This window comes from Gibbsiella quercinecans (assembly GCF_002291425.1).
Taxonomy (GTDB): domain Bacteria; phylum Pseudomonadota; class Gammaproteobacteria; order Enterobacterales; family Enterobacteriaceae; genus Gibbsiella; species Gibbsiella quercinecans.
On record NZ_CP014136.1, the window covers coordinates 1,379,615 to 1,393,649 of the forward strand.

At 56.4% G+C, this 14,035-nt stretch carries 13 protein-coding genes; 6 read left to right on the forward strand and 7 right to left on the reverse strand.

The window, feature by feature from the left end; translation table 11 throughout:
- Nucleotides 1-63 precede the first annotated feature (63 nt).
- Both apt and ACN28Q_RS06380 read right to left on the reverse strand, forming a co-directional pair.
- Nucleotides 64-615, reverse strand: a complete 552-nt coding sequence (gene apt / locus ACN28Q_RS06375) for an adenine phosphoribosyltransferase (protein WP_095848940.1) — start codon at nt 613-615, stop codon at nt 64-66.
- Nucleotides 616-768: 153 nt separating this feature from the next.
- Nucleotides 769-1,149 (reverse strand): DUF454 family protein, encoded by a 381-nt coding sequence (locus ACN28Q_RS06380; RefSeq protein WP_095845572.1) that lies wholly within the window; start codon nt 1,147-1,149, stop codon nt 769-771.
- Nucleotides 1,150-1,291: 142 nt separating this feature from the next.
- On the opposite strand from ACN28Q_RS06380, the gene priC reads away from it, so the two are divergent.
- Both priC and rsmS read left to right on the forward strand, forming a co-directional pair.
- A complete protein-coding gene (gene priC, locus ACN28Q_RS06385; RefSeq protein WP_095845573.1) occupies nt 1,292-1,828 on the forward strand; it encodes a primosomal replication protein PriC in 537 nt (178 codons plus the stop codon).
- Nucleotides 1,829-1,891: 63 nt separating this feature from the next.
- Entirely contained in the window at nt 1,892-2,065 is a 174-nt protein-coding gene (gene rsmS / locus ACN28Q_RS06390; protein ID WP_095845574.1) for a pleiotropic regulatory protein RsmS, read from the forward strand.
- Nucleotides 2,066-2,068: 3 nt separating this feature from the next.
- Here the strand turns inward: rsmS and mscK are convergent, their stop codons facing one another.
- Nucleotides 2,069-5,371 (reverse strand): mechanosensitive channel MscK, encoded by a 3,303-nt coding sequence (mscK, locus tag ACN28Q_RS06395; protein ID WP_230469577.1) that lies wholly within the window; start codon nt 5,369-5,371, stop codon nt 2,069-2,071.
- A gap of 208 nt (nt 5,372-5,579) precedes the next feature.
- Complete coding sequence (acrR, locus tag ACN28Q_RS06400) at nt 5,580-6,263, reverse strand: multidrug efflux transporter transcriptional repressor AcrR (RefSeq protein ID WP_095845576.1); 684 nt, start codon at nt 6,261-6,263, stop codon at nt 5,580-5,582.
- A 142-nt stretch (nt 6,264-6,405) separates the two neighbouring features.
- On the opposite strand from acrR, the gene sdeX reads away from it, so the two are divergent.
- The 4 genes from sdeX to ykgO all read left to right on the forward strand — a co-directional run bounded on the left by sdeX (nt 6,406) and on the right by ykgO (nt 11,325).
- Nucleotides 6,406-7,587, forward strand: a complete 1,182-nt coding sequence (gene sdeX, locus ACN28Q_RS06405) for a multidrug efflux RND transporter periplasmic adaptor subunit SdeX (RefSeq protein ID WP_095845577.1) — start codon at nt 6,406-6,408, stop codon at nt 7,585-7,587.
- Between the two features lie 17 nt (nt 7,588-7,604).
- Nucleotides 7,605-10,751 (forward strand): multidrug efflux RND transporter permease subunit AcrB, encoded by a 3,147-nt coding sequence (acrB, locus tag ACN28Q_RS06410; protein ID WP_095845578.1) that lies wholly within the window; start codon nt 7,605-7,607, stop codon nt 10,749-10,751.
- 167 nt (nt 10,752-10,918) lie between these two features.
- On the forward strand, nt 10,919-11,173 hold the full coding sequence (locus tag ACN28Q_RS06415; protein ID WP_095845579.1) for a type B 50S ribosomal protein L31: 255 nt from the start codon (nt 10,919-10,921) through the stop codon (nt 11,171-11,173).
- An 11-nt stretch (nt 11,174-11,184) separates the two neighbouring features.
- Nucleotides 11,185-11,325, forward strand: a complete 141-nt coding sequence (gene ykgO / locus ACN28Q_RS06420; protein ID WP_073529259.1) for a type B 50S ribosomal protein L36 — start codon at nt 11,185-11,187, stop codon at nt 11,323-11,325.
- A gap of 100 nt (nt 11,326-11,425) precedes the next feature.
- Here ykgO and ACN28Q_RS06425 read toward each other — a convergent pair whose 3' ends face one another.
- Genes ACN28Q_RS06425 through ACN28Q_RS06435 form a run of 3 tightly spaced genes read right to left on the reverse strand, consistent with a single transcriptional unit; the run spans nt 11,426 to nt 13,896 of the window.
- Nucleotides 11,426-12,304 (reverse strand): metal ABC transporter substrate-binding protein, encoded by an 879-nt coding sequence (locus tag ACN28Q_RS06425; protein WP_095845580.1) that lies wholly within the window; start codon nt 12,302-12,304, stop codon nt 11,426-11,428.
- Between the two features lie 27 nt (nt 12,305-12,331).
- A complete protein-coding gene (locus ACN28Q_RS06430) occupies nt 12,332-13,189 on the reverse strand; it encodes a metal ABC transporter permease (RefSeq protein WP_095845581.1) in 858 nt (285 codons plus the stop codon).
- Entirely contained in the window at nt 13,186-13,896 is a 711-nt protein-coding gene (locus tag ACN28Q_RS06435; RefSeq protein ID WP_095845582.1) for a metal ABC transporter ATP-binding protein, read from the reverse strand. The genes ACN28Q_RS06430 and ACN28Q_RS06435 overlap by 4 nt, the downstream gene beginning before the upstream one ends.
- Between the last annotated feature and the right edge of the window lie 139 nt (nt 13,897-14,035).

Here is a 14,035-nt window from a genome sequence, read left to right on the forward strand (position 1 = left end):
AATCTGGAGGGTCATGCTAACACAGCCCCGCGGCAAACCGCGAGGCCGTTGTCGCCATGTGGATTAATGGCCGGCAAAGTCCACCAGGCAGTAGCTGGTGACGCCGAGATTTTTCAGGCGTGTTTCACCGCCAAGATCCGGCAGATTAATGATGAAAGCGGCGTCGTTGACTTCCCCTTTCAGGCGGCGAATCAGTTTGACGGTGGCTTCAATGGTGCCGCCGGTGGCGAGCAGATCGTCCACCACCAGCACTTTATCACCCGGCACAATCGCGTCGCTGTGGATTTCCAGCGTATCCGTGCCGTATTCCAGCTCATAGCTTTCGCTTAGGGTCTCACGCGGCAACTTACCTGGCTTGCGCACGGGTACGAAACCCACCCCCAGCGCCAGCGCTACCGGGGCGCCGAACAGAAAACCACGCGCTTCGGTACCAACCACTTTGGTGAAACCTGCGTCGCGGTAACGCTCAACCAGCAATTCAATGCTGGCGGCATAAGCCAGTGGGTTTTCCAACAGGCTGGTTACGTCACGGAACAGTATGCCCGGCTTAGGGTAATCCGGAATGGTTTTGATACTGTCTTTAATAAACTGAAGCTGCTGCGCAGTAGCGGTCATAATTATTGCCTGATAAAACTGCTTGAAACTGGAACGCAGGCCGCCCGGCCACCGCAGCATGTTGCCCTGCGGTTGAGAATGGCGGAGTACCCCACGCACGAAAACGCACAAATCTATGCAAACTACCGGATAAATGCAACTGGCAGTGCACTATCAGCGCTGCTTTTGTTGTGGCAGGTCAATAACCGGCAGGCGAAGCATAAAGGTTAACAAAATAACCAGCATGACGAAAAGTATGCCACGCACCCACCAGATCTTCACCCACCATAATGAAACCGCAAACGTCAGCACGATCATCAATACCGCTTTCCATTTCGCCCCGGGGGGCAACGCACGGTGCTGCTGCCAGTGGCGCAGGTAGCCGCCAAACCAGGAACGATAGAGCAGCCAGTGGTGAAAACGCGGCGAAGAGCGGGCAAAGCACCAGGCGGCCAGCAGCAGGAATGGCGTGGTCGGCAACAATGGCAACACCACGCCGAGCATTGCCAGCACCACGGCCAACCACCCCAAAATTATCAGTAACCAACGCGCCATGCCCGCCCCCGCAACGATTATTGCCGCCTACTGTACCACCGGCCAACCGGGCCGTGCCAGCAACGGCGCGCACGGCAGGCTTGTTTCTGCAGTGGTTCACAGGCAAGCTGGGCAACGATATGGTTAATGTAAAGGAACACGCGTGAGCACGCATCGCCTCTTGCAGGTGTTAGAACAACAAATTGCGGCCCTGGCGGCGGGGCTTTCGCCGCAAGGCAATGCTCCCCTTCAGCAGGCACGCTTCGACGCCACCTTGTTTAATAGCCGGGGAACGCGCCTGCGCGACTATCTGGCGGAAATAGAGAAAAATTTCGCCCAGTTGCAGGCGGCCGTCAGGGATAACCGCACGGCGCAGGTCGCTTTCCTGGCTGAAAAGCTGGTTGCGCAAATCGCGGCGTTACAGCGGGAACAGGCCACCCAGGCGCTACGGCGGAAAAATCAGCCCCAACGCGCGTCGGCGCCGGATCTGTACCACAAGCTGGCAGAGCACCAGGATTATGAGCGCCGTCTGCTTTCTATGATACAGGATCGCGAAAGCCTGCTCGGGCGGCAAACCACGCTGGCCGGCCAGCAAAAATTGCAGCAGGAATTGGCCGCGCTGGAAGGCCGGCTGATGCGCTGCCGCCAGGCGCTGACGCGTATTGAACGCAGTATCGAACGCAAAGAAAACGGTTTCTGACAGAGCGCGCCGCGGTGAAACGTTATACTCAACGCACAGGCTCCCCAAAATGAAGGTGGTTTTATGTCACTGGAAAAGGCACCGGCAGAATTACAATTAGCGGTGGATTTGATCTATCTGCTGGAATGCAACGAGATCGCTCCCGCCACGGCGCTGGCCGCCCTGGAGATCGTCAAACGGGATTACCAGGCGAAGCTGCAGCATCGCGAAACGCCCCCAGCCCAGCCCGGCCAATAACCGTTACGCCGTTGCCGGCTGCTCGTCTGGCCCGCCTTTCAGCACACGTTTCACTTCCTGCACTTCTTTGCCCTGCGGATTATGCAAATAAACTTCAAGCTGATTGAACGCGATGTCGATGTCGTTTTCCCGGCACAGGCGATCGATAGCCCGGTTCAACTCATCCACCGTGTAGCTGCGATCGCGCAGTTCCCGCACGTACAGGCGGAGTTCATGATCCAGCGTGCTGGCGCCAAAGTTGAGGAAAAACACCTGCGGTTCAGGATCGGCCATCACCCGTGGATTATCATGCGCTGCCTGCAGCAAGACGCTCTTCACCTTCTCCAGATCGGAACCATAGGCCACGCCAACGCTGATAATAACGCGGGTAATGGTATCCGACAGCGACCAGTTGATCAGCCGTTCGGTCACGAACGCTTTGTTCGGGATAATCACTTCTTTACGATCAAAATCCGTAATGGTGGTGGCGCGGATACGGATACGGCTGACCGTGCCGGAAAACGAGCCGATGGTGATGGTATCGCCGATGCGCACCGGCCGCTCAAACAGGATAATCAGGCCGGAAACAAAGTTGGCGAAGATTTCCTGCAGGCCAAACCCCAGCCCCACCGACAGCGCGGCGACCAACCACTGCAATTTGTCCCACGAAACCCCAAGCGACCCCAGCGCCGCCACGGCTCCCACGGCGGTAATCAGATAGGTGAGCACGGTCGTGATGGCGTATGAGGCGCCCTGGCGCAGTTGCAGGCGCGAAAGTACCAACACTTCGAGCAAGCCCGGCAGGTTACGCGTCATCACATAGGCGACGATGATCGCCAAGATGGCCACCAGCAGATTGCCCAGCGTCACCGTCTGCGGCATGTTGCTGCCAGCGATAACGCTGCTGTAGTGCCACAGGCTGATGCTGTCGAGGTACGCGATCACCGTAACTAGATCGGACCAAATCGCGTAAAGCGCCGTGGCGAATACCATAAACAGCACCATGGTGGTCAGGCGCAGCGACTGTTGGTTGATTTGATCGAGCGCCAGCGGCGGCTCCTCGACCGGCTCGCTGCCCTCCGCCCCTTCTTTCACCAGGTTTTGGCGCCGGGCGATAGCACGGCGATAGGCCAGGCGGCGGGCGGCGACGCTTAGCCCGCGCAACGCGCTCAAGTAGACGATGTTCCACAGGAAAAACAAATAAAGGCTATCAATCCAACGGTCGGCCAGCCGCAGGGTGGTGTAAAAGTAGCCAGCGAACATCAGGCCGAGCAATATCAACGGCGTTGCGGCAATGGCCGTCACCAACACCAGGCGTACCGCATGCGAGCCCTTTTCACGCCAGCTATCGCGGCACATCGGGAATACCAACACCGCCAGTAACGCCAGCGTCAGAATGATCACCACCTGGCCGATCACATCTTCCACCAGCCGCAGCGGTGCTTTTTCCCCCAGTACCGTCCAGAAAATCAACGGCTGCAACGCCAAGCCCAGCCGCAGCACCTGGCGGCGGTAGTGCGCGCATAGCGCGCCGGCGATATTGAAATGCCGCTCGGCGATCCCGCCCGGCGAAAGCATGCGGAAGGAGAAACTGAACACCAGCCAAAACAGCGATTCATGCTGCGATAGCGCCCACAGGAAATCGCTGATGCTCATTTCGGCCCGGTAACACCAGTAACCCGCGCCCAGCAGCAGGCCGCACCCCGGCACCACCTTCAGCAGCGTCAGCGCAATGGCTTTCGGTGTATGCAGTTGACCATCGCGTTTCAATTGCCCCACGTCATTAGCCAACTGTTGCAGATGCGCGTCGATCTGCCGGTAGCGCCAGCGCAACAGCCCGATCAATATCAACAGCGGCACCAGGAAAACCAACGCGTTCAAGCCCCCGGCCAGCATTTTTCTGCCGTCAAAAGCGATATGCAGAGAAGCGAGCTGATCGTTGATCGCGCCGGGCAGCGCTTTCAGCCAGGCCAGATCGATCGGCCGGTTGCTGTTCACCCAGAAAATTTGCTGCGTCAGCGTTTCCTGCAACGAATCATAAATGCCACTCAACTGTTGCTGATTCACCTGCAGATTGATCGCTAACGCCAGTTGGTTGCTGAGCTGTTTGTTCAACTGATCCAGCAGCTCACGGCGCATTTCGACAATTTCATCAAGCGCATCGACCACATCACTGTTGGCGCTTTCTTTGTTATCAACCAGCAGCTTATTGACGAAGTCGTCCCCTTTGAACAGATCGTCGCGCTGCTGATTCAGCTCAAACTGCTCCAGGCGCAGATCGGCAATGCGGTTGGTCATATCGGTCACCAGGCTGGCTGGCGGCAGATTTTGTTGCTGCTGATAAAGGATGCGCGACAGCACCAGGCTGCCCTTGAGCATCTGTATCTGTTCTTTCAGGTTGCGTTCCGACTGCAAGCCGCGATCAAGCCAGTTCCTGACCTGAATATTTTGCTGGAACAGGGTATTGCTTTCTTGGGTTGCGGCGATCAGGCGCTGGCTAAGCTGGCGGTTGACGTCCAGTTCACGGCTCACCAGTTGATCATGTTGAATGTCAGTGGCGTCTGCCGGGTTCTGCGCCTCTTTGGCGGTTTTCTCCGACAGCGTGAGGCGCTTGCTGTTGACCACGCTTTGCAGCACCTGCACGGTGCGATCGAGCCGGTCAATCTGCCCATTGGTGTAATCCCGCTGTTTCTGCAGCAGATCCTGCAGCGTGGTGTTCGCTTCCAGGCTTTTGCGCTGCAGTTCCAACTGCGTACTCAATAGCGCCTGCTCCGTGTTATACATCACCTGCTGCGTGGTGCGCAGCGTGGCCTGGCCGGGCGTCTGGCCGTTGAGCAGGTTACGGATCGTCTGCAGGCGCTGCGATAAGGAATACATGCTGCTCTGCACCCGTTCCGGCTGGGTTTGCAGCGAGATAAGCTGGCTGTTGTAGGCCGACAGGTTTTCCTGGGCGTTCTGCAGATCGTCAAGCATCTGGTAGAGCCGGCTTTCCAACTGGCGTAGTGAAAGCGGCTGCAGCTCCGCGCGCATCGCCGCCGCATTCTGCTGCGCTTTCACGTCTTCCAGATCCTGCATCACCTGGCGCAGCTTGGCCGGCGCCTGTTGGACCTGCTGTTTCAACTGGGCCGAATCCTGCTTCACCCGCTCAATCGCATCCAGCAATACCAGCGTGCGGTTGAGATCCTGCTGCTCAAGCCGGTTTATCTGCGTCAGGTTTTTTTGCTTATTCAGCGCATCCAACTGGGCCTGCACTTCGCCGCGCGCCGGCAGATCATAGCTTAGCGCCGCCCACGCGGGAGTGAACCACAAGGCAAGAAAAAGCGGCATGATAAACAAAAGAACGGTACGTAAAGCCCTCGTCATGGAGGGACGCCGCACCGAAGAAGAGAAACGGCTGACTGACCTGCAACGCATGATGTAATATCTGTCCAACAGAGGAAGCTAAAGGGTAGCACGCGGGCTGGTGGAGCAAAAAGGGGAAAACGTTGCAGAGAATGTCAAGGTCGGTTGGCCCTGGCGTGAAACCGCCCGCCGGCTAAGAGTGTGGGCAATCGAGGTGTTGGCGCGCTGGCCCCTGTTCGCCGAATTTAAGCCGCAGCGTTGGGCAAAACTGCACCATTTCAATAAAGGTATCCACCAGCATTTCTGCCTCGGCCTTTAAATCAAAGCTCTCCGACATAAATAGCCAGTTTTCCATTAGGCCGGTAATATAAGCCCGCAAAATAATTGCAGCGCGCCGGGTATCAAGATCATTCGGCAGTTGCCCATGCAGTATAATATTGCGCAACCGCGTTTCGATACGCTCATAGCCAGCGAGATGAAGCACCTTGCGCGCTTCATAAAGCGGCACCATTTCGCCGACGAACTCGCATTTATGGAATACAATTTCCAGCAGGGCCCGGCGGCGCTGGTCATCCACCGCCGATGAAAGAACCTGTATCAGCACTTCGCGTAAAATACGCAGTGGATTATCAGGGTACTTTGCCCGATACTCTAGTTCTAAGTCGTCTATTATCGACTCAGATATTTCCCAGACCTCATTAAACAGGTCTACTTTATTTTTGAAGTGCCAATAAATGGCGCCCCGAGTCACCCCAGCCGCGGTGGCAATATCGGCAAGCGACGTGGAGGAAACACCACGTTCAGAGAATTCTTTCACCGCAGCATCTAAAATATGCTGTCGGGTTTCCAGAGCCTGCTGTTTGGTTTTTCGTGCCATAGCGTTGCTTTTTCGGGGAAGCGTGATTTACATACATTTGCGAATGTATGTACCATAGCACGCACATATAATTAACGCAGCAATGGGTTTAAAAGCTTGTGATCCATTGATCATTTTGAAATCGGACACTTGAGGTTTTTATATGAACAAAAACAGAGGGTTAACGCCTCTGGCGGCAGTTCTGATGCTTTCAGGCAGCTTAGTGCTAACAGGATGTAACGATCAAGGAACCCAACAGCAAAGCGCCGCGGCTCAAGCGCCCGAAGTGGGGGTGGTTACCTTGAAGAGCCAACCACTTAATATGACTACCGATCTTCCAGGCCGTACCGCTGCGTATCGTGTCGCTGAAGTTCGCCCACAGGTCAGCGGAATTATTCTCAAGCGTAACTTCGTTGAAGGCAGTGATATAAAAGCCGGTGAATCGCTGTATCAAATCGATCCCGCGACCTATCAGGCAACCTATGACAGCGCCAAAGGCGATTTAGCCAAAGCAGAAGCCGCTGCCGCCTTCGCCCGCCAAACGCTCAACCGTTATAAACCCTTGCTGGGCACCAATTACATCAGTAAACAAGACTACGATGATGCAACCTCCACCCTGCAACAGGCCAATGCGGCAGTCATCGCCGCCAAAGCCGCAGTGGAAACGGCACGCATCAACCTGGCTTATACCAAAGTCACCTCGCCGATTTCAGGCCGCATCGGTAAATCCGCGGTTACCGAGGGCGCACTGGTGACCAGCGCGCAAACCACCGCATTGGCAACCGTGCAACAATTAAACCCTATGTATGTCGACGTTACCCAGTCCAGTAACGATTTTCTGCGGCTGAAGCAGGAACTGGCCAACGGTTCGCTTAAGCAGGAAAACGGCAAAGCGCGGGTGAAACTGCTGCTTGAAAATGGCCAGGAATACGATCAGGAAGGTTCACTGGAATTCTCTGACGTGACCGTCGATGAAACTACCGGTTCCATCACTATTCGCGCGGTGTTCCCGAACCCGAACGATACTTTGTTGCCAGGCATGTTTGTTCGCGCCCGCTTGGATGAAGGCGTGCGTGACAACGCGCTGCTGGTGCCGCAGCAAGGCATAACGCGTAACCCGCGTGGCCAGGCGACCGCATTGGTGGTTGGCGCTGACAACAAAGTTGAGTTGCGTACCCTGCAGGCCGATCAGGCCATTGGCGATAAATGGCTGGTTACAGACGGCCTGAAATCCGGCGATCGCGTGATCGTCACGGGGCTGATGAAAGTCAAGCAGGGTGTTCAGGTCAACGCACAAGAAGTCGACACTCAGGCGCAGCCGCAGACCGAAGCGCAGAAGTCATAAAAAGGAGCCGGTAATACATGGCTAAGTTCTTTATAGATCGCCCGATTTTCGCCTGGGTAATCGCCATCATTATTATGTTGGCGGGGGTGCTTGCGATACTGAAACTGCCTATCGCACAGTACCCTACCATTGCGCCACCGGCGATAAGTATATCCGCAACTTATCCCGGCGCTGATGCTACCACGGTGCAAAATACCGTCACGCAGGTTATCGAACAGAACATGAACGGTATCGATAACCTGATGTATATGTCCTCCACCAGCGACTCCTCCGGGAGCGTAAAAATCACCCTGACGTTTAATTCAGGCACCGATCCCGACATCGCACAGGTGCAGGTACAGAACAAACTGTCACTGGCAACCGCCTTGCTGCCGCAAGAAGTGCAACAACAGGGCCTGCAGGTTGAGAAATCCAGCAGCAGCTTCCTGATGGTTGCGGGCTTCATCTCCGACGATCCGACCATGACCCAGGACGATATCGCCGACTATGTGGCTTCAAACGTCAAAGACCCACTCAGCCGCTCACCGGGCGTGGGTGAAGTTCAGCTGTTTGGCGCGCAGTACGCCATGCGTGTCTGGCTCGATCCGAACAAACTGAATAAATACCAACTCACCACGGCAGACGTGACGGCGGCCATCACGGAGCAAAACAGCCAGATCGCCGCGGGCCAGTTGGGCGGTATGCCGCCGGTACCGGGGCAACAGCTTAACGCGTCGATCATCGCGCAAACCCGCCTGACCTCACCGGAGGAGTTTGGCAATATCCTGTTGATGGTGAACAGCGACGGTTCGCAGGTGCGGCTGAAAGACGTGGCACGCATTGAGCGCGGCGGTGAAAACTACGCCGTAACCGCACGTTATAACGGCAAACCGGCTTCCGGTTTGGGGGTTAAACTGGCGACCGGCGCCAACGCGCTGAATACCGCCGCCGCGGTGAAGGCCGAACTGGCGAAGCTGCAACCCTTTTTCCCACAGGGCATGCACGTCGTTTACCCTTACGACACTACCCCGTTTGTGAAGATCTCCATCAACGAAGTCGTGAAAACGCTGTTTGAAGCGATCGTGCTGGTCTTCCTGGTGATGTATCTGTTCCTGCAAAACTTCCGGGCAACGTTGATCCCAACGATTGCCGTACCGGTCGTGCTGCTCGGGACCTTTGCCATCCTGGCCGCCTTTGGCTTCTCAATCAACACCCTAACGATGTTCGGTATGGTGCTGGCGATAGGCTTGCTGGTGGATGACGCCATCGTGGTGGTGGAAAACGTCGAGCGCGTCATGGCCGAAGAGGGCCTGCCGCCGAAAGAAGCCACCAAGAAATCAATGGGGCAAATTCAGGGCGCATTGGTTGGCATCGCGATGGTGTTGTCGGCGGTATTCGTGCCGATGGCCTTCTTCGGCGGCTCCACCGGTGCCATCTACCGCCAGTTCTCAATCACCATTGTTTCGGCGATGGCGTTGTCGGTGCTGGTGGCATTGATCCTGACGCCGGCGTTATGTGCCACCATGCTCAAACCGATCGCCAAAGGCGATCACGGCGCGAAAACCGGCTTCTTCGGCTGGTTCAACCGCCTGTTTGATAAGAGCACACACCACTACACCGACAGCGTGGGCAGCATTCTGCGCAGCACCGGGCGCTATCTGCTGCTTTATCTGCTGATCGTGGTTGGCATGGCGGTGCTGTTCCTGCGCCTGCCCTCTTCATTCCTGCCGGATGAAGACCAGGGGATGTTGCTGACCATGGTGCAGTTGCCGTCCGGCGCCACGGAAGAACGTACCTCGAAAGTGCTGCAGGAAGTCACCGATTACTTCCTGACCAAAGAAAAAGACAACGTGAACTCGGTGTTTACCGTTGCCGGTTTCGGCTTTAACGGTAATGGCCAGAACAACGGCCTGTCGTTCGTCAGCCTGAAAGACTGGAGCGAACGCCCCGGTGAAGAAAACAAGGTTGATGCGATCGCCGGCCGCGCGATGGCCGCTTTCTCACAGATCAAAGACGGTATGGTGTTCCCCTTCAACCTGCCGGCGATTATCGAGCTGGGTACCGCCACCGGCTTTGACTTTGAGCTGATCGATCAGGGCGGCCTGGGGCATGAGAAACTGACCGAAGCGCGTAACCAACTGCTGGGCATGGCGGCGCAACACCCGGATATGCTGGTGGGTATGCGCCCGAACGGTCTTGAAGATACGCCGCAGTTCAAACTGATCATCGATCAGGAAAAAGCCAAGGCGTTAGGCGTTAGCTTATCAACCATCAATACCACGCTGAGCACCGCGCTGGGGGGTTCTTACGTTAACGACTTTATCGACCGCGGCCGTGTGAAGAAAGTGTATGTTCAGGCCGACGCGCCGTTCCGTATGCTGCCGGAAGATATCAATAACTGGTATGTGCGCGGCACAAGTGGCCAGATGGTTCCGTTCTCCGCCTTCTCATCGGCGAAGTGGGAATACGGCTCACCGCGTCTGGAACGTTATAACGGCCTGCCGGCAATGGAAATCCTCGGCCAGGCGGCACCGGGCAAGAGCTCGGGTGAAGCCATGGCGTTGATGGAAGAGCTGGCGGCCAAGCTGCCATCCGGCATTGGCTTTGACTGGACCGGTATGTCTTATCAGGAACGGTTGTCCGGCAACCAGGCGCCATCGCTGTACGCCATCTCGATTCTGGTGGTGTTCCTTTGTCTGGCGGCGCTGTATGAAAGCTGGTCGATTCCGTTCTCGGTTATGCTGGTGTTGCCGCTGGGGGTTATCGGCGCGCTGCTGGCCGCCACGATGCGTGGCCTGAGTAACGACGTTTACTTCCAGGTGGGTCTGCTGACAACCATTGGGCTATCGGCGAAGAACGCGATACTGATCGTGGAATTCGCCAAGGATCTGATGGAGAAAGAAGGGAAAGGCTTGATCGAAGCCACGCTGCAAGCTGTTCGCATGCGTTTGCGCCCTATTCTGATGACCTCGCTGGCGTTCATCCTTGGTGTACTGCCTTTGGTTATCAGCACCGGCGCAGGCTCCGGCGCACAGAATGCGGTAGGTACTGGCGTAATGGGCGGTATGGTTACCGCAACCGTGCTGGCGATCTTCTTCGTGCCCGTGTTCTTCGTGGTGGTTCGCCGCCGTTTCTCCAGGAAATCGGAAGACGTGGAGCATAGCCACCCGGTTGAGCACCACTAAGCGAATAGTTTTTTTAAACAAAGGCCGCAAATGCGGCCTTTTCTTTTGTCTGCGCCGCAGACGCCAACCCAGCCTACTCACGTTGACCCCCCTCCATTTTCTGGTTGATCCGCGGCCGTTCACAGCGCATAATAATGTTATAGTATAACATCACATTGAGACCAACCATGAAACAAGGAATTCATCCACAGTACCGCACCGTGGTTTTTCATGACCTGAGTGCCGATACCTACTTCAAAGTGGGTTCTACCATCAAGACCGACCGCACCATTGAACTGGACGGCGAAAGCCTGCCGTACGTCACCATTGATGTCTCTTCCGCTTCCCATCCGTATTACACCGGCAAGCAGAAAGAGTTTTCCAAAGAAGGCAGCACCGCACGCTTCCAGCAGCGTTTCGGCCGTTTCATCAGCCGTAAGTAAGGGGATTTACCATGCAGGTTTTAAGCTCATTGCGTTCAGCAAAAAATCGTCACCCGGATTGCAAGATTGTGCGCCGCCGCGGCCGCATTTATGTGATCTGCAAATCCAACCCACGTTTTAAAGCGGTGCAAGGGCGCAAGAAAAAACGCTGATTTGCCGTGACCATTCGAAAAAGCCCGTTGTTGATGCAACGGGCTTTTTTGTGCAGAAAAAATCATGAAATAACCGCCCTGTTGGCAGGGCGGTTAGGCTTTACTTCATACTGGCGGCAATGGTTTCAACATTGTGCTTGAAGGCCTGAACATAGGTTGCCGCTGGGCCTTCGGGTTTAGACAACGCTTCCGGATACAGTTCGCCGCCGGCTTTCGCACCGGTTGCCGCTGCGATCTGTTTCACCAGGCGTGGATCGGTCTGGTTCTCGATAAAGTAGGTATGCACGTGTTCTTGTTTGATCTGTTTGATCAAACCAGCCACATCGCTGGCGCTGGCTTCAGCCTCGGTGGAGAAGCCCACTGGCGCAAGGAAGGTGACGCCATATTCCTGCCCGAAGTAGCCAAACGCATCATGGCTGGTCAGCACTTTACGTTTTTCTTGCGGCACCGCGACAAACTGCGCCTTGGCCCAGCTATCCAGCTGTTCCAGTTGCTGTATATATTCAGAACCCCGCTGGCGGAAATAGCCGGCGTCTTGTGGATCGGCCGCAATCAGGGCGTTCATCACGTTGGTTGCGTACTGCACGCCGTTTTTCATGCTGTTCCACGCATGCGGATCGGTCACCGTTTCGCCATCTTCTTCCATTTTCCTGGAATTGATCCCCTCGGATGTGGTGATCACTTTGCCACGGTAGCCGGAAGCGCTGACCAACCGATCTATCCAGCCTTCCATTCCCAGACCGCTGACAAACACAACATCAGCCTGCGACAGCAGCTTGCTGTCTTTCGGCGACGGTTCAAAACTGTGCGGATCGCCATCCGGGCCGACCAGCGTGGTGACCTTAACGTGCTCTCCACCCACTTGCTTGACGATATCGCCAAGGATAGAAAAGCTGGCGACGGCATCAACGGTCTTCGCCAGCGCCAGTGAGCTCGACAACATCGCGGCAATAGCCAACGCGACGGGTAAACGTTTCATGATTTTCTCCTTGCACATAAGCACTTCTCAACGACGCGCGCGGGCAAAAATCCCGCCACGCGTCCCAAACAAAACCGAGATAAAGAACACCACGCTGGCGCTGAGCACAATCGCAGGCCCCGCCGGCAATGAGGCATAGTATGACCATTCCAGCCCAACCAGGCTGGCAAGCACACCGATCCCCATCGCCACCGCCAACGTATGCGGCAGATTCTTAGCCCAAAAACGCGCGCTGGCGGCGGGCAGCATCATCAGCCCCACCGACATCAGCGTGCCAAGGATCTGGAACCCAGCCACCAGATTGAGCACCACCAGCGCCAGAAACAGGCCGTGTACCCAGGCCAGCCAGCGCGGGGCGCTCACGCGCAAAAAATTGGCATCAAAGGATTCAATCACCAGCGCCCGGTACAACACCGCCAAGGCAATTAATGAAAAGCTGGTAATAAAGCCAACCATCAACATCGCCTGGCTATCCACCGCCAGAATCGAGCCGAACAGCACGTGCAGCAGATCAACGCTTGAGCCGCGCAGTGACACCAGGGTGACCCCCAACGCCAGCGAGCCAAGATAAAAGCCGGCAAAGCTGGCATCTTCTTTGAGCGGCGTGCGGCGGCTGACCAGGCCCGAGAGCATGGCCACCGCCAGGCCGGCAATAAAACCGCCCACGCCCATCGCCACCAGAGACATGCCGGAAATCAGATAGCCGATAGCCGCCCCCGGCAAGACCGCATGCGACAACGCATCACCCACCAGACTCATGCGCCGCAGCAACAGGAACACGCCCAGCGGCGCCGTGCTAAGCGACAGCGCCAGGCAAGCCACCAATGCGCGGCGCATAAAACCGAAGGAAGCAAAGGGATCAACCAATAAATGCAGCCACATCATTGCGCCACCGCCATTTGGCACACCGGCGCCGTTGCCACATTCAAGCCCGGAATATGCTGCAGCACATGATCGGCGCCCCCCCAGTGGCAGCAATCCGGCGTTAACAGCAGCGCCAGCGGGAAGTGGTCAGCCACCATCGCCATGTCATGCAACACGGCGATAATCGTTTTCCCCTGCTGGTGCAGTTGGGCGATAACCTGTAGCAATAGCTGGATCGTCGCGCTATCAATGCCGGTGAAAGGTTCATCAAGCAGGATTAACGGGGCCTGCTGTACCAATAAGCGGGCAAACAACACCCGCTGCAGTTGGCCGCCGGAAAGTTCCCCCACCGGCGAACGCACCATCGCCCCCATGCCCACGTTATCCAGCGCCGCGTGGATCTGCCGGACGGAGTCTTTGCTCAGCCGGCCAAACATGCCGCTCTGGTGCCAGCACCCCATGGCGACCAGATCGCTCACCAGCATCGGGAACTGGCGATCCAACTCTGCTTGCTGCGGCAGATAGGCCAGGTGGGTTTTCTGCCGGGGGAAAATCAGGCGCCCGCCCTGCAACGGCTGTAGTCCGGCCAAGGTTTTTAATAATGTGGATTTGCCAGTGCCGTTGGCGCCGACGACCGCCGTTAGCGAACCGCGCGCGAAACAACCGCTGAGTGCGGGGAATAAAACCTGGCCGCCGTAACCGATCTCGGCCTGTTGCAGTTGTATCATGGTAACTGCACCGCCCAGGCAATCGCTAACCAGAGCAACACCAGAAAGAGAGCCGCAACGCCGCAGCGCAACGCGGCAGAAGCAGTAAAGAGTGTTTTCAAACAGAACATAACCGTACCCAGTAACATAAACCAAGCGT

Bases quoted from the DNA above. Each gene is read 5' to 3' on its own strand.
- acrB (WP_095845578.1), top strand. From the start codon at position 7,605: ATGGCTAAGTTCTTTATAGATCGCCCGATTTTCGCCTGGGTAATCGCC.
- ykgO (WP_073529259.1), top strand. From the start codon at position 11,185: ATGCAGGTTTTAAGCTCATTGCGTTCAGCAAAAAATCGTCACCCGGAT.
- ACN28Q_RS06430 (WP_095845581.1), bottom strand. From the start codon at position 13,189: ATGATGTGGCTGCATTTATTGGTTGATCCCTTTGCTTCCTTCGGTTTT.
- acrR (WP_095845576.1), bottom strand. From the start codon at position 6,263: ATGGCACGAAAAACCAAACAGCAGGCTCTGGAAACCCGACAGCATATT.
- rsmS (WP_095845574.1), top strand. From the start codon at position 1,892: ATGTCACTGGAAAAGGCACCGGCAGAATTACAATTAGCGGTGGATTTG.
- ACN28Q_RS06425 (WP_095845580.1), bottom strand. From the start codon at position 12,304: ATGAAACGTTTACCCGTCGCGTTGGCTATTGCCGCGATGTTGTCGAGC.
- sdeX (WP_095845577.1), top strand. From the start codon at position 6,406: ATGAACAAAAACAGAGGGTTAACGCCTCTGGCGGCAGTTCTGATGCTT.
- ACN28Q_RS06380 (WP_095845572.1), bottom strand. From the start codon at position 1,149: ATGGCGCGTTGGTTACTGATAATTTTGGGGTGGTTGGCCGTGGTGCTG.
- ACN28Q_RS06415 (WP_095845579.1), top strand. From the start codon at position 10,919: ATGAAACAAGGAATTCATCCACAGTACCGCACCGTGGTTTTTCATGAC.
- apt (WP_095848940.1), bottom strand. From the start codon at position 615: ATGACCGCTACTGCGCAGCAGCTTCAGTTTATTAAAGACAGTATCAAA.
- ACN28Q_RS06435 (WP_095845582.1), bottom strand. From the start codon at position 13,896: ATGATACAACTGCAACAGGCCGAGATCGGTTACGGCGGCCAGGTTTTA.
- mscK (WP_230469577.1), bottom strand. From the start codon at position 5,371: ATGCCGCTTTTTCTTGCCTTGTGGTTCACTCCCGCGTGGGCGGCGCTA.